The organism is Sodalis sp. RH20 (assembly GCF_047324205.1).
In the GTDB taxonomy this organism is placed as follows: Bacteria; Pseudomonadota; Gammaproteobacteria; order Enterobacterales; family Enterobacteriaceae; genus Acerihabitans.
This window is the reverse complement of the sequence record NZ_CP178733.1, coordinates 4,310,055-4,331,334: the sequence shown is the minus strand read 5'-3', so window position 1 is coordinate 4,331,334 and position 21,280 is coordinate 4,310,055. Positions and strand designations below refer to the sequence as shown.

Below are 21,280 nucleotides of genomic sequence, written 5' to 3'. Positions count from 1 at the left end.
CAGATTCAGCTCTCTTATTACAACCGTAAAAAACTCATTTAATACTCTCGACAAACATCACCTTGGTCAGGTCGCGCAGCCATTTATGGCAGGGCGAGTGATTATGCTTGGAATGCCAAGCCTGGATGATGCTGCGTTTGCCCAAATCAAAATCGGCGCTGAAAAACTCCACCGCGATATTCAGTTTACGCAGGTTATTCACCACAAAATCCGGCACGATGGCCAGCGCGTCGGAATGGGTAATGGCGTTCATGGTGGCCATATAACCGGGCGTGGTGCCCATCACATGGCGCGTGGACCAAAAATATTTCATTGCTTCGTCCGACCCGGCCGGGTATTTTTCCTTGGTCTGGACAAAATGATATTTCAATAAGTTATCCATATTTTTATCCCCACAAATAATAGGGTGACCGCAGCGGCACATAAAATAACATTTGGCCGAGTGAATGGTGCGGATGGTAATTTCCGGATTGAGATCGCGCATTTCGCCAATGTAGAGATCAATATCGTTGGAGCGCAGGAAATCATCATCAAATTCCGAATCATGCACCATATTAATAAAGACATTCGGCGCGCTGCGCTGTATTTCGCTGAATAACGAGGCGTTAAGGGTAAAGACGATGGTGGCGTTCGCCGCGATGGTGAAGGACACCGTGGTGGTATGGGGTTCAAAGGCCATATTGGTATTGAGCATCGACTCTATGCGGTTGACCAGTTGGCGCACATCCTCCTTAAGTGCGATAGCCTTGGGCGTGGGGATCAGTTTTGTGCCGCTGCGCACCAGGATGGGATCGTTGAACAGCCCCCGAATCTTATTCAGCGATTTGCTGATGGCCGGCGCGGTGACGTTCAGTTTCCTGGCCGCCAGATTTACGCTACAGTCTTCCAGCAGCGCATTGAGTACTATCAATAAATTGAAATCAAAGTTATTCATATAATTGTCATGATCTAGAACGCTGGTTTGAGGGATATCCGATAGCTAAACGGATATAAATGCAAAATAAATTATTATCCTGCTTCTACTGCTCCTATATATCGATAGCATGAGAATTATTAACGTACTGCTTTCAGTGACTAATGATTTTATCTTTTATTTTTTAACGATGACAAGGCGAAAATATCTCCAATGAAATGCCTCAGCGCCGGAGAAGGCCATAAAATGACCGCGAAAGGGCGCTGGCGCTGGCATGTCTTGCCATTATTGTTGCGTTTCATAATATAGTTAATTGAGTGTAAATAGCATGATATTAATATTATGTTTACCATGTGAAGGGCGGTTTTATGATAACCGAATATAAGCGGGGGAGGGAAACTAATACACACAAACTGACTGTGGATGTGCCTTATGTTGAACTTAGTCTGAGAATTGCAACTACCCTTTAGTATAGGTGGCGTTGTCGCCCGCGGGCATATGCCATGCCGGACGGCATATCCGGCGCGGTAGTTCCCGCGCCTTATCCCGCGCGGTCAGGAAATGAAATTCTTGCTTTGTTTCAGCACCACATCGCAGGCCTTGGTTTTCACCTTCTGCCCCAGTTGGGAATTGCTCAAATCGTTAAGATTCACCTGGCCGTTTTTACCGGTGGTCAGCAGGCCGCCCAGGCCTTCCTGATAATCCTGGCTTTTGGCGTTGGCGGTGCTGGTAATCCCCAGCTTGCCAAGCAACTGGTCCTTCAGCGTCGAGGTGCCGTTGGCGGACAGCAGGTTATTTTTAACACAGTATTGCAGCACGCCGGCGGCATTGGTCATGCTGCTGGAGCTTAACGCCTTGTCGCCGCCGTTCAGCAGGCCCGACAGGGCGGCCAGCGAACTGGCGTTATTGCCGGTGGTGGCGCCGGCGGTGCCGGACCCGTTGCCGGTGGACGATTTATTCAGCTCGGTAACCGCGCTGTTAACCGAATCCATCCAGTTGCCGGCCGCCTGGGCCACGCCCGAGGCCAAACCGGTACAGAGCGCGGCGGCAACGGCCAGCGCCATTAACCTGCGGTGGGTGGTGATCATAATAAGCATACTCCTGAAATAGTCGCGCCGGACGCGCCGGCTGTTAATCTGCGAATAACCTACCCCACACCCGCGCCGCACCGCCAGCGCGGACGGGTGAAAACCCCCCGCCGGACGGCAAATTAAGACTATTCCCGACGGCCGGTGCTATCTTAAGTACAGAAACGAAACATAAACGGAACATAACGGAGTGCAGCAATGCCGGAAGGACCGGAAATCCGCCGCGCCGCCGATACCCTGCTGGCGGCGATGGCAAACAGGCCCATAACCCGGGCCTGGTTCGCTTTTCCCCACCTTAAGCCTTATGAGGACGGATTGGTGGGCCAGCATATCGAGAAAATCGATACCCGGGGCAAAGCCCTGCTAACCTGGTTTTCCAATGGCCAGGTGCTTTACAGCCATAACCAGCTCTATGGCGTCTGGCGGGTGGCCGCGGCCGGGGAATCACCGGTCACCAAACGCGATCTGCGGGTACGCCTGGAAAACGCCGACCAGGCCATCCTGCTCTACAGCGCCTCGGATATCAAAATCCTCAGTGCCGATGAACTGGCCGCGCATCCGTTTTTACTGCGCATCGGTCCCGACGCCCTGGATATGGCCCTGACGGTGGAGGAGGTCATCGATCGCCTATCGTCGCCCCGCTTTAGCGGCCGCCAGTTCGGCGGCCTGCTGCTGGACCAGTCGTTTATCGCCGGCCTGGGCAACTACCTGCGGGTGGAGATTCTCTGGCAGGCGGGCCTGACCGCGCAGCACAAGGCGCGTGATTTAAGCGCGCAGCAGCTGCGCCGCCTGTGCGAGGCCATCCTTGACATCCCGCGCTTGTCCTACGCCACCCGTGGACAAAGCGATATCGATAAGCACCACGGCGCGGTATTCCGCTTCCGGGTCTTTCACCGCGCGGGCAAGCCCTGCGAGCGCTGCGGCCGGCCGATAGAAAAAACCACGGTAACATCGCGGCCGTTTTACTGGTGCCCGGGATGCCAGCGGTAAAAAAGGCGCCGGCGCGGGATGGGTTCACATACCGGCCGCATGAACCCGCCCGGAAGGGTGTTTTTTCAGCAGTCGGCAGCACCTGAAGCTGATTAGTATTGCGCCGGGATGCGTTAACGGTATAATGCACCTCGTTTTCCGTATACTAACTTCAGTGCCGAAGTGGCGAAATCGGTAGACGCAGTTGATTCAAAATCAACCGCCTTCGGGCATGCCGGTTCGATTCCGGCCTTCGGCACCATTAGTACACCATCAGGTCACCCAAGGGTGGCTTTTTTTGTGTCCATAATCTTCCACTGTGTTCCATAGTCGTCTGTTAAATAAAGAAATTCTTTCACGCCTTTCTGACCTGTCGATTTTTCCCTCTTCCATACTGGTCGTTTTTCATCCATTGACATCCGGTCCATTTGGGGGCTTTAATGGGGGCTCTTTCGGTTCGATTTACACGAGGCCCCCAAAATGCCTTTATCAGATCGCGCTGCCCACAACGCAAAACCGCTCGAAAAACCCTACAAGCTCAGCGATGCCCACGGCCTATATCTGCTGGTAAAACCAGCCGGATCAAAATTATGGCAGCTTAAATATCGCTACCAGGGTAAAGAAAAAAAACTCTCCTTCGGCGCTTATCCCCTTATTGGTTTAGCCAAGGCCCGTGAACTGCGTGAAAAAGCCCGCGTTTTACTGGCAGACGGCCTCGACCCCGCCGAACAGCGCAAAGCAGAAAAGCTGGCCAATGCGCCGGCGAATACCTTTGCCTCGGTGGCGCGCGACTGGCATGCCAGCAACCAGCGCTGGTCGGCGGACCATGCCGCCAGGGTAATGCATTACCTTGAGGTCTACCTCTTCCCGAGCCTGGGTGATCGCGATATCACCGAGTTGAAAATACGCGATTTACTGGAACCGCTAAAAGCGGTAGAGGCGACTGGCAAACTGGACGTGGCCTCCCGGTTGCAACAACGGGTCACCGGTGTAATGCGTTACGCCATGCAAAACGGCTTGATTGACTATAACCCCGCCCAGGATTTGGTCGGCGCGATTGCCACCCGTAAAGCGAAGCATCATCCCGCATTGCCGTTGGAACAGTTGCCGGATTTTTTAGAACGCCTGGAGGATTATGGCGGCAGGAAATTAACCCGTCTGGCGGTGCAACTGGCGCTGGTGATCTTTATCCGTTCCAGCGAATTGCGCTTTGCCCGCTGGCAGGAAATTGACCTGAAACGGGCGATGTGGACCCTGCCGGCCGAACGTGAGCCTATTGAAGGGGTGAAGTTCTCCCAGCGCGGTTCCAAGATGCATACGCCGCATCTGGTGCCGCTGTCACGGCAGGCGGTGGTATTGCTTAAGCGGATTAGGGCGCTATGCGGTGATAACCAGACGTTGGTATTCCCGGGCGACCATGATCCTAAAAAGCTGATGAGCGAAAACACCGTTAATAAGGCGCTGCGGGCGATGGGGTACGATACGAAAACCGAAGTATGCGGCCATGGTTTTCGCACCATGGCCTGTAGCGCGCTGGTGGAGTCGGGACTTTGGTCACGGGATGCGGTGGAGCGGCAGATGAGCCACCAGGAGCGTAGCGGGGTGCGGGCGGCGTATATCCATCGGGCTGAGCATATTGAAGAACGTAAGCTGATGGTGCAGTGGTGGGCGGATTACCTGGATGCGAATAGGGAGGGGTATGTAGTGCCGTATGAATTCAAATAAATTTATCTCAATTTAGGCAAGGACAGCTACCGCCCTACGTCGATAGACAAATACTGTTGTCACCACACGGCCTATTCCGCGCTGTCTAGGCTGGCATGTAACACCGCTACAGCGTACTAGTATATCGCTCGTCAAGGCAATATTAGCCTAAGTTAGAATAGGTGTATGGATCATCAGGGGGCTAATACAGGGCTAATACAGGGCTAATACTATAAATCCTTAGAGCTCACTAAATTGGTGTAAATGTGTATCTCTCCAAGCTAAGTTGATGCAAACTATTCCTAGAGACTGTAGTCTGAATGAACCGTTAATTCGAGCCTTCCTCAAACAAAACTGCTTTCACACAATCCGGGGCATTTCAGGTCAAATGCTCCATTTAGAGTTTTGACTGGGCAAGGACTTAGAGGAAACAAGAAGAAAAATGCCAAAAGGCAACACAGTTGTAGTTAGTGTCAATCCGCGTGAAGCTAATCTAAAAAGAAAATTGCGGGAACACCTGCAGTCCCTTGGTTTTACAAGATCTGAAGAAGGTGGCTTACGTGCGCCTGGTAGTACAAAAGATGTGATCCGTACTCTCCACCGTGCCCAGAGGGAAGATCGGCTTTTCTCAAACAAGGATTTCGTTTCGCAGAAAGCTGGAAAATTGATGCAATTCTTTGCTTCAGGTCGAGATCTTGACCCTGAGAAAATATCACCGATTCTTGAAAGAGTCTCTTCTGGGACACAGCTAGGCGATCTCTTTAGACTAGCAGCGTTATCATGGTCTGTTCCTGTTTCAAACGGGTTTGGTCGGCGTCTTCGTTATCTTGTATGGGACGAAAACAATGGGAAACTAATGGGACTTATTGCTATTGGAGATCCTGTTTTTAACCTTGCTGTACGTGATAAGTTAATAGGTTGGGATACGCATGATAGAAGTGCCCGTCTTGTCAATATAATGGATGCCTACGTGCTTGGAGCAATTCCCCCATATAATTCTCTTCTAGGAGGTAAACTGATAGCGTGCCTGCTTCGAAGTCGCGATCTGTATGACGATTTTGCTAGAGCTTATGGCAATACTATCGGTGTTATATCTGGAGAAGAGAAAAAAGCGCGACTCCTAGCCATTACAACTACATCGTCGATGGGGCGCTCATCGGTTTATAACCGGCTAAAGTTAGATGGTATTCAATATCTCAAATCAATTGGTTACACCGGTGGATGGGGACACTTTCACATACCGGACCGATTGTTCTTGGAATTGCGTGATTACCTGCGTGATATTGATCACACCTATGCAGACCAACATGCGTTCGGACAAGGGCCAAATTGGCGTTTGCGAACGACACGGGCGGCACTAACTGCCCTTGGTTTTAGAAATGATTTGATGAAACACGGTATTCATCGCGAGGTTTTCATAAGTCAACTGGCGGATAATGCAATCAGTATACTTAATACAGGCAAAGGTCAACCAGATCTAACTTCGCTTCTGTCAGCAAAAGAGATTGCTGAACGGGCTATGGACAGGTGGATTATTGCCCGTTCGAGACGTAGACCTGAATACCGTAGTTGGACGTCGAACGACTTCATTGAATTATTTGGTAATCAAGCGGGAAGTCTACACATTCAAATGGATAAGTTAAAAATAATAGGATGACCCAGTAATCTTTTATCTTTCAATGCGCGGGGGAGAGCAATTGGATTACGCCATTAACAAAATGTTAGGCAGGGTTGAATCGGCAGCACAGGCATCAAAGTTTGCTTTATATATATGTCCGGTGTGCAAAATGAAGGTCAGCCTACGCGTTGGAAAGATAAAAAAATCATATTTCGCCCATTGGCCTGGATGGGGAACGACGGAATGTGAGAATTTTGTACCTGGGCAGCATACTCAGCATGTTGAAGTACAATCTAATATTGCTAATACCGCAACTATTATTAGGCAGAAAATGGAACTCCGTCTGCTGATACCTACAGGGGTTGAACGTAGAGGATGGTCGATTGAGTTGGTTTTACCCTCGTGCCGAATATGTCGAGCCAAAGTTACTCTGGACTTAGGTGGTAGGAACCAAACGATCGATATGCATAGTATGGTGAAGCGTCGCCGAGTAAGCGCCGAACTTTCGACGGCATCTTATCGCATCCTATCTTTTTCTGGCACGCCTGATCCTTTATTCGAAGCTGGGGTGGAGAGAGAACTGCCGGGTTTACCCTCTTTCGGTGCTGCCGCTTTTGCTGCTTCGGGGGACGGATCGACCTTTGGGTTTCCCCGAATTCAGGAATTGAGAAGATTTGAAACTTTCGCGTTTCTTTGGAGAGAGCCAATTGAGCCTGATTTCCCCGATGAGTTTGTGATTGATAAACTTCCTGGAAGGCAGGGGTGGAATTTGTCCCTTGTTACTCTGCCAGATGCCATGTCAGCGGATTGTATTGCCTGGCTTCGGTTTTTCACTGGTCTGCCTGTAGCACTTCCCAAGCCATCTATTGTTCCAGTTTGGCCATTTCTCACAAGAAAAACTAGCGTTAACGAGGTCACATGTATTCGATCGGACGTAGTACTAGTATCTGCGAATACGATGCCAGTGGCACAGCAGGGCTATGGGCCTAACATGAGTGTCCAAGATGCATCCACCATACTTTCGGTAATTGGGGTGGAAAGTTCACCGGCATTCTTTTCTCTTAAACCCTATTATAGTGATCTAGTTGGAATATCTGAAGCAACCAAACAGGATGTAAAAGAATTTTTTGTCTTCTCCCAGCCTCCAGAGTGCCTTAGTAGTTATCCTTCGGTTGAATTAGCTTTCCTCACTCCTGACGGTATTCGTAATATAGTTCCATTACATCGACGAGGATGCATGAAGGCTTTCGCTGAGGTCAGGTCACAGGGCGTCAGGTTGGAATACCTGTCCATGCCTTTGGGCGCGGAGGGGATACTTTTCGTTGAAGGAATGTCCGGGCGCAGTATATCAAAGCTTTCTTCAGGGAGTGACGCACCACCGCACAATCAACACATGCGCTTGCTGCGTACAGATGCATTAGCAAAATTGACATTCTTTTTGGCCGATCCGACTTACCACGTGGAAATCGAATTCGGTGGCTTTGGTCGCATTTATCTTTCCGGCACTCCAATATGTGCTACACCGGATGGCATAAATACAAAACTCGCCCCAGAGCTAAGGACTAGGCTGCTCAGTTTCATTTTTCAAATGCAGCTTGCTTCGCCGAGAGCCGCACAGATGGATGATCTTATGCTGGTTGAGGCTTTAGTTGACATTAGCCCCGAACTACCACTCATTCCTCATTACCGTTCGCTGGTAAGCGAAATTCTTGCAAGCGGCTTTGAGCTAAAACGTTTGAGAAAAGGTGTCTCATCATGAGTTACCAATACAGCAAAGAGGCCAAGGAGCGAATTTCCGCATTGGGACAAACTGCGGTCACCAAGTTCATCGAGGAGATCCCTCTGTATTTACGCCGGGCTGTATATAGCAAATTGCCACGGGTGCAGGGTTTTAGACAGGGTTCACAAGCTGAAGTTAAGGAGAAACAGAAGCGGCTAATTGGGCGCATGTTCCGGCCACAAACAAGCTTAGAGGATGAGGGCGCTTGGAAGAGCTTCGCTCTTTTTTGGGGTGCTTGGGCTGAGGACCGTTTTGGAAAAGCCTTGCCAAATTATGACATTTCTTCCCCTTCCTTTGTATCAAGCCCAATATTCATTAGAGAGCTTGCTGACAGTTTTCCTGGAGTTGCTAGAGAAGACGTTGAACGTTTATTAACATTTAGTAGCTTTCCCGACCATCCCGATACAGCAGTAGCGCTAGCTCACTTTCGGCTTGCCTCAGATCTTATGCGCGACAAGATAGTCGATGAGCTTCCAGCCCTTTTGAAAGGGATCAGGAGTCGTCTTGAAGTTATCGAAGCGGCAATTGCGGGTGCGGACGAACGGATCGGACGGCTTCAATCCATTTCTACTTCTCTTATCGAAGATGTGGATAAAGTCTCGAATGATATCACTTGGAATACTGCGGCAGTTAATGAACTAAGGACCTTGCTGGATGTAGAAACGAAACATTCAGGGATGGTTGAGACAGTAGTTTATGAACTCGGTGCGGCGAGCCAAAAAAATAATGAAGTATTAACTAAAGTTAACTTCCAACTAGATGTTCTTGCTCAAAGCTTGCAAGAGTTTTCGTTACGCGGAGATAGGTGGGATGGAGTCGTAAACGAGTTTGTAGAACTCAAATCTACGATCTCCGCGCTTTCTGAACATGAGGCTAAGAGGGTAGGTGTAATCGAATCCATTGCTACTCTTACAGAACGAGCAACTTTTCTGGAGGGTCGCTTAGTAGAAAACAACGCTGGTTCCGGAATAAAACAACGTGTAAGGCTTCTTGAAAATAATCCGGAAGGACCATTCATCGATATTTTGTCCATCGATAGTGCCTGCAAAATTCTTGAATCAAACCTGCAAGCAGTCGGTGTTGCTAAAGGGGCATCGATTTTTGTAGCTCGTCATATTGTTGCAGCCTTTATTGCCGGACAGATAATCCAATTTTCTGGCTCACTTGCTGACATTGTGGCTGACGCAGTCGCTGCTGCTATAGGCGGCCCGACTTACCATGAATGGCGGGTGCCGGTTGGACTATTTTCTGACGAGGCTGCATCAGAGTGCATCGAGACGATAGCTGAATCGTCGGGTTGTTTACTATTGAAAGGGGCGAACCTCTCAGCGTTTGAAGTCTACGGCACAGCGGTTCGCGACATTGTCGTTCGACGCCAATTTTCCGTATCCGGCTACGATCATCTTGCTCTGATAACCACTTGGACGCAGGGACCTGCCGCATTTCCTGATGGTGGTATGCTTGCTGAGCTGGGGCCTGTATTTGACACAGATACACTTCAGATGCGAGGAATCTCCGCAAAGCTACCACAGTTGAAATTCGGGCGCCTGACGAAAGAAACATGGGGGCGACTTGAAGGTCAAGAAACCGACTGTCCTAAGCCAGATATGGAAGAATTTAGAGAGCTAATTGATGAGGCCGGATTTGAAGGAGGCAATTTGTGGCGACGCATGGTCAACCGTATCTACGCGATCCTCATGGGAATGCCTAATGGGAACCTTGCAGGTGACCTCCATTCGCTATTAATTTCTTGGGCTGTCCCTTGGGCTAAAGCTTTAGGGGGACCAGATAAGGAGATAGCACGAATTGCTGAACGTGAGTTTTCCGAACGCCCAGACGAAACTACAGCTTGAGGGGGTGACGATGGAATGGTTAGCGGTCACCCGTGAAAGGGCTCAAAAAATCGTCGCCGCCGGAATGCGTTGCAGATTATCTGGGGAAGGACTACGGATATCGGCAGTATCGGAGTGCTTACGAACTATGTCGTATCTGTGCTCAGTTCCTACAGATAGGTATGGTGTATGGGAATCTACAGCCTCTATACGCCTTACCAGTATGGTGAGGCATAGGTTAGTGCCGCTATGGCCTGAAATTACGGACAACGGGGATGATATGCATCCGGGGGTGATGGCTGTTCTGAACAGCCTGGCCGAGTTGGGCGACATGGTAAGGTTAGACGGTGGCAAGTGGCTTGCGGCTCCAGTGCATGCAGTAAGGGTTGGGGATGGTATGGCAGTGCTGATGGGTGGAGGTCCGGCCGTGGGATTCCCCCCTTCGGTAACACCACTAGTAGCTGGACGGATACGCTTGATTGAACAGACCTCTTGTAAAGATTGGGCGGAGCTTTGGGAGGTGGACGAATGGATTGGTGCCCCTATAGAAGGACTTGATGTATGGTCGTCGCGGATGTTGGCAGAAATCGCAGCACGGTTCACGGATGCACCTGATGACATGGGTGACTCTGCAGTCTATTTGCATCGTAAATGGATTGGGCTTTCAGTGCTGCCATTAAACGTGGGGGGGATATTATTGTGTCGGGCGCGTGTCGGACTAGCTTTCTCATACTTCATTGGTCAGTTTGTCAGAGGTCGTCTTCGGAAATTGAGCTCTATAGAATCCTCGGACGATGCAAGAAGGCTTCGTTTCCACCTAGATGTGCAAGCAAATTGTCCTCTCAGAATCGAAGCTGCCACATCAAACGGTTTAGTGAAACTCCGGTTAGTGCGACGATTGCCCAAGAGAGAAGCGAAGGTACTGCTTCTAGGCTGGCAGGTCTCCAGCCCTATGGACGAACACCCTGGGGTGACACACCACGTATTTCCTGAAGAGACATTGCCGATAGTGCGCAGGGCATTTGAGGGACTTGGTATTGTGTGGTCGAGCGAAGTGGAGCGAGGAGACGGGATTTATGAGCGAGACATCTAAGATATCCGAAAATTTTGGCATACACGAAACAGCAAATAGTTTGGCCGAGAACTTAAGACAGTATATTGAGGCCCAGTATCACATCCGGGATGAAGGTCTAATAAAAGAACGTCACGCGCTTCTTCTGCAGGATGCCACTATTGCACAAGTCCCATACATAGAGGCCACTCCAGTATATAAAATAGGGGCTCCTTACGCTAGCCTACCGATTCCCAAGGTAGCAAAGGATGTATTGATTCAACTATCGGCGATGGGTGTTGGCCTTTACCCCCGGCCCTATGAGCACCAGTCACAGGCACTAACATCTTTTCTTGGCGATGAAGCGGCCGAATTGATCGTTGCCACTGGTACGGGCTCGGGTAAGACTGAAAGTTTCCTAATGCCAATCATCGGTAAATTGGCAATAGAGGGGGCAGAAAGACCAGAATCTGCGGCTCTTCCTGGTTGCAGAGCCATGCTACTGTATCCAATGAATGCTTTGGTCAACGACCAGTTAGCTCGCATACGGCGCTTGTTCGGGGATACTGACGTAGCAAAGATACTCTCTAAGGGAAGGAGTATGCCAGTACGTTTCGGTAGCTATACAGGACGAACCCCTTATCCTGGTCGCCGGACTTCGGTGTTTGTCAAAGATGTTGAGATAAAATTGCGATTTATGCAGCCTGTAAATTCTCGGCGTTTTCTTGTGTCAACGGCCGATCTGGATTGAGTTGAACTTCCTTGTCCCAACCCCAATTTCTTGTCTCACCTCGCCACCGTTCCGGGCACGCAGCGCGGGCGGCTTGATAGACTTGGTGACGCTTTAACAGCAAGGCTTTATCCTTGCCCTGATGGCGCTGCGCCGGCGTCACGAATTTGATCCCGCTGTGGCGGTGGACGTGGCAATACCAATCAATGAAGCGCTTCACCCACTGCCGTGCAGCATCAATCGAGGTAAATCCTTTGCGCGGCCAGGACGGCCAATATTTCAATGTACGAAAGATTGATTCTGCGTACGGATTGTCATTGGATACCCGCGGCCGACTAAAGGATGACGTTATACCCAGGGCTTCCATCTTGGCCTTCAGCGTATAACTTTTCATCGGCGCACCGTTATCCGAGTGCAGTACCAAGGGTTGCATAGCACAGCGCTGCCCCAGGACACATCGTTGTAGCAGATCTGCCGCCAGCTCGCCGGTCTCTTCATCATGGACTTCCCAACCCACCGGGTAGCGACTGAATAGGTCTTCAAATAAATACAGCTTATAATACAGCCCCTTAACACTACTCGGCAACCAGGTCACGTCCCACATCCAGACCTGGTTAGGGGCGGTGGCGGTAAAGCTGGTCGGTTTTGCCACGCGCACAGCCTTGGCGGCACGTCCACGATGCTGCACTTGACCCGCCTCTCTTAATACCCGATACATCGTCGATTCAGAGGCCATGTAGCAACCCTCGTCTGCCAGAATCGGTACGATCTGACTCGGCGGAACGCTGTCGAAACGCGCGCTATTGCATACCGCCAACACCGACTGGCGTTCCGTTGAGCTCAGTTTGTTGGCCGGCTCAGGGCGGTCAATCAATGGACGCTGATCCGCAATAACAGCACCATCCTGTTGCCACCGATACCAACTGTGAACAGAGATCCCTACCCCCTCGCAAGAACGGTACAACGATGCGCCATCATTGCACGCCTGCTGAACCCAGGCGGTGATCTGTTCCCGGTACGCCAGAGGAGTTAATCGTCCTCGTTGTCGCCCCAAAGGGCGCGAACTTTTTTTTGCAGGATCAGTAATGCCGCTGCCTCCGCCAGTGCTTTATCTTTACGCAGGACTTCGCGCTCAAGACGTTTAATTTGCTTACGCTGGGCCTTATTCTGCTGTGCGCTGGCCGCATCATTAAAACCGCCTGGCTCTGCATGGGCCTGGATCGATATTTCGCGCCACTGCTTAACCTGCTCTGGGAAAAGACCTTTGGCTCGGCAATACTCGCTCAACTCGATCTCCGACATCGACGAGGTTTCGACGACGACGGCGAATTTAGTTTGCGCAGACCAATTCTCACTGCTGCGATCATGTTCGGGCACAGGGCGACCTTCTTTGCGAAGCTGATTACGCCAATTGTACAGTGTAGCTTCTGAAATCCCTTCTCTTTGTGCCAATTCACGGATGGTCGGCGGATGAGGGGCAAGCATTTTACTTAAAATGGCGTCCTTGCGAGCCTGAGGTAAACGCGACATGGTGATGCTCCGGCCCCCTGGATTGAGAATGAAATCCCGAAAAAGGGATCTTCTCAACTACTCTGACACAGGGGGACTTCCCAACGGGACGAACGTTTCATCAAGCCGCTTTTCGAAAAATTCTATGGCAAACTTGCAGAGGACTCTCCAGTCCGGATAGAACTCGAACGTATAGGCCGCTGGCCTAGCAAGGATCTTGGCGCATTTTATAAGATTGGAGCAGTCCAAAGTAAAACTTACTCTTCAGGCAAAAAAATTGGCAAGCAGTTCGTCGCTAACAACTGGAGAGATCGACTTATTACGCAGTCTGGCGACCGCGAACTGATGACCCGACATGAAATACAGAGCAGATGCCCCGAATTGCTCATCACCAACTATTCCATGCTTGAATATATGCTCATGCGGCCCATTGAACGTAGCATTTTTGAGCAAACTAGAGATTGGCTCAAGACTGATTCACGGAACGAATTCATCCTTGTACTCGACGAAGCGCATATGTATAGGGGGGCCGGTGGCGCAGAGGTTGCTCTTCTGATTCGTCGTCTTTGTGCTCGCCTGGATATCCCTCGGGAACGTATGCGCTGCATCCTGACCAGTGCAAGCCTTGGTTCCGGACCAACAGCGATCACAGACGGCGAGCGTTTCGCTCGTGACCTAACTGGATTGTCTAAGGTTTCTTCTCGACGCGTTAGAGTAATACAAGGTACACCCGAACTACGTCCAGATGTTCGTCCTGCTACGAGTAAAGAAGCGGAAGCTCTGGCGCTTTTTGACCTTAGTGCATTTCAGAATGTAGCCAACGATTTTTATGCTGCTTGGGAGACTACGTCTGTACTCGCTTCAAGACTCGCCTGGCAAAAGCCAACAGCAAAAGATCATGCATCGTTTCGTGAGTGGCTTTTTGAAAGTATGTCTGGTTTCGGTCCTCTAGAAAAGTTAATTGAGACAGTGTCTGGAAAGGCGGTAAGACTCGACGCTCTCAGTGGAATCCTTTTCCAAAATTGCCCATTGGAGACTGCGACTCGAGCTACAGACTCACTGCTTGCTTTAGGAAGCTATGCCCAGCGTCGCTCCGACGGACGTGTTCTCATTCCTACCCGCATGCATCTCTTTCACCGGGGGCTACCAGGACTCTACGCATGCATAGACCCGAAATGTACTCAAAGACTCGGCGAACATACTGTTCCCACAATATTGGGACGACTATACACAAAACCCTTGGATCGATGTAGCTGTGAGTCAAATGGAAGAGTCTATGAATTGCTCACTCATCGTGACTGCGGTGCCGCTTTCATCCGCGGTTATGTAAGTCCTGAAATGGATTTTGTCTGGCACCAACCTAACGGCCCTTTATCTGAAGGCAATGATGTTCATCTTATGCTCATCGAAATTTTGGTCGAGGAAAAGACTCATCCAAATAGCCGTTATAAGGACATGTGGCTACATATTCCAACTGGACGACTTTCGAAGATATGTCCCAAAGATGAATCGGGTTATCGCAAGGTGTTTGTGCCGGACAAGGTTCCTGTTGGTCGGGATATCACATTCGATGACTGCCCTGTCTGTATGCGAAGAACTCGAAGTTCGAAGGAGGACCCCTCCAAAGTGATGGATCACGTGACAAAGGGGGAAGCGCCCTTTACCACTTTGGTTCGCACGCAAATGGCTCGCCAGCCTGCCAGCCGCGTTATTGATCCTAGGCATCCTAACGGAGGGAGGAAGGTTCTTATTTTCTCTGATGGTCGCCAGAAGGCAGCTCGGTTGGCGCGCGACATTCCGAGGGACATTGAACTCGACTTAATTCGACAGACAGTAGCACTCGCGTGTTTGCGATTAAAGGCGGTCTCACAGGAGCCACGGCCGAACTCAAACCTTTATCTTGCTTTCCTATCTGTACTTTCTGAGCATGATTTGACTATTTTCGATGGTGATGATGCTAAGAAGATCGCGACTGCCCGCGCTGAGTTTGAACGTGACTGTGATTGCGATCTGGCGCAAGCCTTTGAGGATGGCTTCAATCCCGCAGATGCTCCCTCTCGATATAGAATCGCTTTGCTTAAACTTCTATGTAGCAATTATTATTCTCTATCAGGGACAACTGTTGGCTTTGTTGAGCCAGCAAAGCAGAAGATGAAGAAATTGAGGGAAGCTTTTAAGGCAAAAGGAATTGCAATCGGGGATGAAAGCGTCAGCGTACTTGCAATCGCTTGGATCGATGCATTGCTCAATGATTTCGCTTTTGATCCATCACTAGATCAGACTCTTCGCTGCAAGGCGGCAGGCTATTACAAACCTAATTGGGGGAGTAAAGGGCTTTTTGGCTATGCTTTAAGGGCTGCGCTAATTCGTCGTCCTGGCTGGAGTGAATCTTCTGTAGAGGCCGTTGAGTCAATTTTTTGTAGCCAACTGGCATCTGAGAAAGAGGGTGTTTGGTTTCTTTCTCCTAATTCCCTCCGCCTACAAATCGATCTTTCACACTTATGGAACCAATGTTCAGATTGTACCGCCCTTATGCCGTTTACCTTCGAAAACACTACCTGTCTTGCATGTGGGGGCGAAAATGTTAGAAGTATCGCCCCCTCGGAAAGCAATTATATTACTGCCCGGAAAGGCTTTTGGCGATTGCCAGTACAAGAAGCCCTCACTCCCGGTTCCAGACTCTTAAATCTCAGCGTTGAGGAGCACACAGCTCAACTTTCGCATAGAGATCGTGCCAGCGTCCATGCGACCACCGAACTTTATGAACTGAGATTTCAGGATGTCCTTATTGATGATTCCGATAGGCCGATTGACGTACTAAGTTGTACCACCACCATGGAGGTCGGCGTCGACATTGGTTCCCTTGTCGCGGTCGCGTTGAGGAATGTGCCTCCACAACGCGAAAACTATCAGCAACGGGCCGGGCGGGCAGGTCGGCGTGGCGCCTCGGTATCAACCGTGGTGACATACTCTCAAAACGGACCACATGACAGTTACTACTTTCTAAACCCTGAGCATATTGTGGCGGGCTCTCCTCGCACGCCAGAGGTTAAGGTGGACAATCCCAAGATAGCCCGAAGGCATGTGCATTCTTACTTGGTCCAGACCTTCTTTCATGAGCTCATGGAACAGATTGTTTTTGGCCCTGTTGAAAAGACGTCAATGTTGGAGAAGGCGCTTGGCCCGACCAGAGAGTTTTTCCATGGGGCTAAGGACACGGGCCTCAATCTTGATGACTTTGAGAAATGGGTATCGCGTCGTATTCTCGCAACAGAAGGTGACTTGAGAATTTCTGTTGCGGCATGGCTTCCCCCGTCCCTCGATACAGGCGGTCTTACACTCGGTGCATGGTTTGCAAAGGTTTCATTAGAATTTTTGCAGACTCTCCACAAAATTGGCGAAAATGTCCCTCAACCTTTTGCCCCGAGTGAAGATGGGGAAGGGGGGGAAGACGAGGACGACGAGGACGCAGGACCAAAATTGGAACAGGAGGAGCTTTTGAACTTTCTATTTTTCCATGGTCTATTACCAAGCTATGCGTTCCCCACTAGTCTTTGCAGCTTCTTGGTTGAAAAGAGCGAAAAGAACTCCAGAGGCTACTGGGAGGTTCATACTGTCCAGCGGCCACAGCAGTCGATTTCGCAGGCATTGAGCGAATATGCCCCCGGAAGGCTTATCGTCATTGATAAGAAGACCTATCGATCTGGAGGCGTGTTCGCAGATATGCCGGCAGGTGAAGTTAACCGAGCCAAGCCACTTTTTAAGAATCCGAAAAAATTCGTCCATTGTGAGAAATGTTCCTTTGTACGTGATCCGCATAACTCTCAGAAAGGCATCAGTATTTGTCCTATCTGTGGAAGTGCATTGAAAGAAGAGGTAATGATACAACCGGAGGTATTTGGAGCAGAGGGTGCTAGGGAATTGTACGAGGACGACCGTGAACAAGAAATTACTTTTGCAACAATGGCCCAATTCCCACAGCCAGTTGATCCTGAAGTATTCACATTCAGTGAATGTGGAGATAATGCTTTCTTCACTCATGCGACGGATCAAAGGCTAGTGACCGTTAATCGGGGAAAAGATGAAGGGGAGTCTTTTGGTTTCTCCGTTTGTACTGAATGTGGTGCCGCTTCGGTTTTCGATTCATACTCCCCTGCGAAGGGATCGCACGAACGGCCTTACAAGCATCTTGGGCCTAAAGGTACACCGCGCCGCTGCTCTGGTGAGTACCGGCGCGTGCTTCTTGGCCACGACTTCCGCACCGACCTTCTACTTTTGAGATTGAAGGTTGCAGCCCCGCTTGTAACTGATACCGCCGACATCGTGGTCCTGCGGATGCTTGAGGATGCATTACATTCAATTGCTGAAGCACTCCGTCTTGCGGCTAGTCGCCACAGGCAGTTGGACCTTGACCCATCTGAATTTGGTTCTGGTTTCCGAATTTTGCCCGCTCTAGAGAGCGAAGCCCAGACGTTAGATCTCTTTTTGTACGACACTCTTTCAGGCGGCGCCGGGTATGCCGAACTTGCGGCTAGAAACCTTAATGAGATTTTGGAAAATACACTAGCTTTGCTAGAAGGTTGCAACTGCGATACATCCTGCACCGAATGTCTCAACCATTTTCATAACCAACACATCCAAGGCCGTTTGGATAGGAAACTCGGTGCATCTTTACTTCGCTACGCAATTTATGGCGAGGTACCCCATTGCTCACTTCCGGAGGTTCAAATAAATTCACTGACTCAGTTGCGGGCCAGCCTAGAGTTGGACGGCTTTAACTGTTCGGAAGGGGGAACCCAGGAAATTCCTTTGCTTGTCAAGCATGACGGTCGCTATGTGGCTTTAGGTTGCTATCCTGGACTCATCGGTAGGCCAGAGTTCGTCCATGCCGTTTATAACGCATGTAATGTTCAAGGACGTCTGGCTTTGAATGAGTACTTACTTAGATCCAACCTTCCCGAGGCTCACCAAAAGGTCCGGAGCCTCTTTAGTTAGGAGAGCGAGGTGCCCTCTATGTCGTTCAGGGGACACCTCGTCGGTTTTGTAATTTGCCCACATAATTATGACATTCACGTTTGGAGATCTTCCAGAATAATGAAAATGCTAACGTGAAGATCACTATGCGTAAAATCTTTTACAAAGTATATATTAGTCCCCTGAGGATATAGTCCCCTTGAAATTTTTGATTTTACTGAATAGTGATGATGCCATTCGATATGTAAAACGTCGGGATACTTTGGTCGCCGCCTCGTAGTAGATATCACCGAGATAGCTAGCGATCTCTTTTCCTTCCAAAAAAGTCAGGAATGGTCATGCCATAAATCCTAAAATATTTACGTCACGCTAGTTTAATGTTAAAAATTACCCATTTATCATTTTTACGTTTTACGGTTAAACAGCTGTCTGTAAACGTTGTCTGCAATCAAGCTCATAAGGAAGAAAATGGAAACTTCATAAATTTTATTCTTGGCAGGATAATGTATAATAAATATTAATTTTTTTGTTATGGGTGATGGTAAATTGGGGGTATATATTGAAAATAGCTATTAGCAATTTAATGTGATGATAAGTTTATCGAATATAATTGTATATCAAGCGGAATAGCTTTGAGAGACCAAAAAATTCATTCTCTGCCAGTGAGAAAAGTACTAATGTAATCAAGCACACAAGTATTCCTGTAATTAATTTAACTCTTTTGTAGGCCTTTATTGCATCCTCTATCGGCCCATTAGCTAGGGTTTGGTAGTCATTATCGTCTAAAAATCCATAAAGTTTCCCTCTCCAAGCTTTTCTGTTTTTTTCGAGAAGGTTTGTGAACTTTTTATTTATATATATTGTAAGTGAAAACGACATTATCATATAAATGCCTAAAGTTAGGAAAATAAAACTATATATATTATTTAGGTCGGGTGATTTTGCTATATTAATGGTGTATTTAAAAATAACAGCCCCCATCACAATAGCAATGTCCTTCCAGATATTATTTGATATATCCCTTGTCTGCTGTACTATCTTTTGGACATCTTCAGATAAAGTTTTTCGCAAATCAGCGAGTGTTTTGATTGTTTCTTTACTACTAGATCTAATATGTGCTTTATATAAAAGAGAAGCGGACTCTAGAGCAAGTGGTAGTTTCCTAGATAAGCCAGAGTAAAAATCTATATTTGCAGGCCACTCTCTAGCTAGCTCGCTTGCAAGAAATGTATGTTTCAGTTCAATTTCATTGCCTTGCAAATAAATCCACTTAATGGTTTCTTGAAGGTCATCGTATATCGAGATATCCAAATTATTTTTGTCAATGACTAGTTTTCTGGGTGGTCTGCCTGATAATCCAGCAATTTCAATGCCATCTTCATTGTAAAATAACTCATCAGGCAAACATTTCACTAGCAAGAGGCAGGATAATGCTTTCCATGTCTCAAATGCTTCATTTTCTATTTCCAATGAATTTAATATCCAGGGTTCTACACAGCTTGGTGCTAAGTTATGAGACTCATAATTTTTAACGTAGCTCCTTACACGTGAATGCTCTTTTTTTTCTTCAAAAAAATTTGAATCTTCTGATGGCTTATCTATCCATGGAAGGGCCTCGAAAGTCAAAGTAGAAAAAGACGTATCAATGAAATTTAACCTTATTCTTCTAAAACGTATAAGTTTTTTTTCGTCATGTAAAAGTATAGACCAACCCTCGTTAGTAAATAAATATGCATTCTCCTTAAAACAAGGGTAAGTTAATTTTACAGTGTGTTCATGTCCTTCTATACCATCATTGGGATTTATTTCATCATGATCAATATCTGAGAAGGAAATCTTTAACCAATCACAATGACAATCAGAAACTTCCTGCCATTTTATTAGTGCACTTTTTGTCATTTTAGATTTTAAGAATAAGCGGCCTTCATTATCTACAATTGTTTCATTGATATCAAAAAGAACACTCTCTCGTGAAAAATTTATGGCCTGTTTAATTCTTTCTAGTATCAATATCATCGCGGATTATCCTCGCTGTAACTATTTTTATTTCCTGTCGCCCATCTTCTAAATTATTTATTTCAGGTGTATTATCATCATCAAAAAGTATAACTACATTTTCAGTGGTTTCAATTCGCCTTCTTTTCGGTTTTTTTATATATTCTGGTTTTATTGTAAACGATTCTCCTAATATTCCTTGATTACGTGATTCTCGCTTAAAACTTCTGATAATTGGTGAGTCATCTTCAAGATGTCCAAATATTGCAGATAAGTTAACTGTTGGTTCCGTAGTATTGAATTCTTGCTCCGCGCCACTTAATGTTTCGTAAATGCGATTTATACCGTTTTGCTTAATATGGTCAGGAAGAATATCCTTATGCTGTTTGAATACTTTTTTTAATATATCTACCAATTTTTCTGTAAGAGTCTTTTCATCATTTATTCTTTTAACTTGCAAAAAACCTTCAAAATAATCTGATATATTTGACCTTTTACTTCGGTCGATAACTGCTATTAATCCTCCTTTATTTAATGATAATTTAACAAGTGCAATTTTTTGCATAGCTTCAGCTTTTTTCACAAACGTTTCATGAAACCGTTCTAATCTTGGCACCTGGGCTATATTGGGATCTTCATCTAAAACATAACGAACAACATCTTCATTATCGTATTTTATTAAAGCGTATAATTTTTCGTTGTTATTTATTAATTCAAATAGGAAAAATACTCCTTGACTAGTATTTCCCGAGTGACGGGATTGGAAATCACTGGCAAGAAGTTTAGATTGCTCACTGAAGCATGTTTGATCATTGTCAGCATCTGAATGAATTATTCTCAGGATTCTTTCTGTATTAGATAGTTCAAGAAATTCAAACATATTTCCCTTAAGGGAACTTTGTATACGTGCTAGGAAAAAATCAACGTGTTGGGGCGGGGATATTTCGTTCAATAGTACAGGTACTTCTAACCCTTTCCCCACAACGTGAAATATCATCCTATTGATAGTTAAAGCGGCCACTTCATCTTCTGACAGAAAAGCCATGTAAATCCCCTAATAGAGAAAATTGTGTATCTTATCAATTGGTTGTCTATCATTCAGCATCAAGGTGTTCCA

At 47.7% G+C, this 21,280-nt stretch carries 13 protein-coding genes and 1 tRNA gene; 9 read left to right on the top strand and 5 right to left on the bottom strand.

Features of this window, described 5'->3' with window-relative positions:
- Window positions 1–34: 34 nt before the first annotated feature.
- Both ACL2XM_RS19800 and ACL2XM_RS19795 read right to left on the bottom strand, forming a co-directional pair.
- The gene (locus ACL2XM_RS19800) at window positions 35–934 is read right to left on the bottom strand and encodes a LysR family transcriptional regulator (RefSeq protein ID WP_410012528.1); all 900 of its coding nucleotides are present in this window, start codon (window positions 932–934) and stop codon (window positions 35–37) included.
- Window positions 935–1,467: 533 nt separating this feature from the next.
- Window positions 1,468–2,001: a DUF2501 domain-containing protein gene (locus ACL2XM_RS19795; RefSeq protein WP_410012527.1), complete on the bottom strand. Its 534-nt coding sequence runs from the start codon at window positions 1,999–2,001 to the stop codon at window positions 1,468–1,470.
- Between the two features lie 198 nt (window positions 2,002–2,199).
- Here ACL2XM_RS19795 and nei point away from each other — a divergent pair, with 198 nt between their 5' ends.
- The 8 genes from nei (at window position 2,200) to ACL2XM_RS19755 (ending at window position 11,706) form a co-directional block, all read left to right on the top strand.
- Entirely contained in the window at window positions 2,200–2,991 is a 792-nt protein-coding gene (gene nei / locus ACL2XM_RS19790) for an endonuclease VIII (protein ID WP_413731486.1), read from the top strand.
- Between the two features lie 156 nt (window positions 2,992–3,147).
- A tRNA-Leu gene (locus ACL2XM_RS19785) sits at window positions 3,148–3,232 on the top strand.
- A gap of 218 nt (window positions 3,233–3,450) precedes the next feature.
- Entirely contained in the window at window positions 3,451–4,695 is a 1,245-nt protein-coding gene (locus tag ACL2XM_RS19780) for a tyrosine-type recombinase/integrase (protein WP_413731485.1), read from the top strand.
- A gap of 421 nt (window positions 4,696–5,116) precedes the next feature.
- Window positions 5,117–6,331, top strand: a complete 1,215-nt coding sequence (gene druA, locus ACL2XM_RS19775) for a Druantia anti-phage system protein DruA (RefSeq protein ID WP_413731483.1) — start codon at window positions 5,117–5,119, stop codon at window positions 6,329–6,331.
- A gap of 40 nt (window positions 6,332–6,371) precedes the next feature.
- Entirely contained in the window at window positions 6,372–8,051 is a 1,680-nt protein-coding gene (locus ACL2XM_RS19770) for a hypothetical protein (RefSeq protein WP_413731482.1), read from the top strand.
- Window positions 8,048–9,925 carry a hypothetical protein gene (locus tag ACL2XM_RS19765; protein ID WP_413731481.1) on the top strand — a complete coding sequence of 626 codons (1,878 nt, stop codon included), beginning with the start codon at window positions 8,048–8,050 and terminating at the stop codon, window positions 9,923–9,925. Before ACL2XM_RS19770 ends, ACL2XM_RS19765 begins: the two co-directional genes overlap by 4 nt.
- A 454-nt stretch (window positions 9,926–10,379) precedes the next feature.
- Entirely contained in the window at window positions 10,380–10,997 is a 618-nt protein-coding gene (locus ACL2XM_RS19760; RefSeq protein WP_413731479.1) for a hypothetical protein, read from the top strand.
- On the top strand, window positions 10,981–11,706 hold the full coding sequence (locus ACL2XM_RS19755; protein ID WP_413731478.1) for a DEAD/DEAH box helicase: 726 nt from the start codon (window positions 10,981–10,983) through the stop codon (window positions 11,704–11,706). Before ACL2XM_RS19760 ends, ACL2XM_RS19755 begins: the two co-directional genes overlap by 17 nt.
- Here the strand turns inward: ACL2XM_RS19755 and ACL2XM_RS19750 are convergent.
- A protein-coding gene (locus tag ACL2XM_RS19750; RefSeq protein WP_413730138.1) for an IS3 family transposase occupies window positions 11,651–13,215 on the bottom strand; the annotation gives its coding sequence in 2 pieces (ribosomal slippage) (window positions 11,651–12,759 and window positions 12,759–13,215; 1,566 coding nt in all). The two genes, ACL2XM_RS19755 and ACL2XM_RS19750, sit on opposite strands and share 56 nt — an antisense overlap.
- 324 nt (window positions 13,216–13,539) lie before the next feature.
- On the opposite strand from ACL2XM_RS19750, the gene ACL2XM_RS19745 reads away from it, so the two are divergent.
- Complete coding sequence (locus ACL2XM_RS19745) at window positions 13,540–18,189, top strand: Zn-binding domain-containing protein (protein ID WP_413731476.1); 4,650 nt, start codon at window positions 13,540–13,542, stop codon at window positions 18,187–18,189.
- Between the two features lie 576 nt (window positions 18,190–18,765).
- Here the strand turns inward: ACL2XM_RS19745 and ACL2XM_RS19740 are convergent.
- Both ACL2XM_RS19740 and ACL2XM_RS19735 read right to left on the bottom strand, forming a co-directional pair.
- Window positions 18,766–20,184, bottom strand: a complete 1,419-nt coding sequence (locus tag ACL2XM_RS19740; RefSeq protein WP_413731474.1) for a hypothetical protein — start codon at window positions 20,182–20,184, stop codon at window positions 18,766–18,768.
- The gene (locus ACL2XM_RS19735) at window positions 20,159–21,208 is read right to left on the bottom strand and encodes a nucleoid-associated protein (RefSeq protein ID WP_413731473.1); all 1,050 of its coding nucleotides are present in this window, start codon (window positions 21,206–21,208) and stop codon (window positions 20,159–20,161) included. The genes ACL2XM_RS19740 and ACL2XM_RS19735 overlap by 26 nt, the downstream gene beginning before the upstream one ends.
- Between the last annotated feature and the right edge of the window lie 72 nt (window positions 21,209–21,280).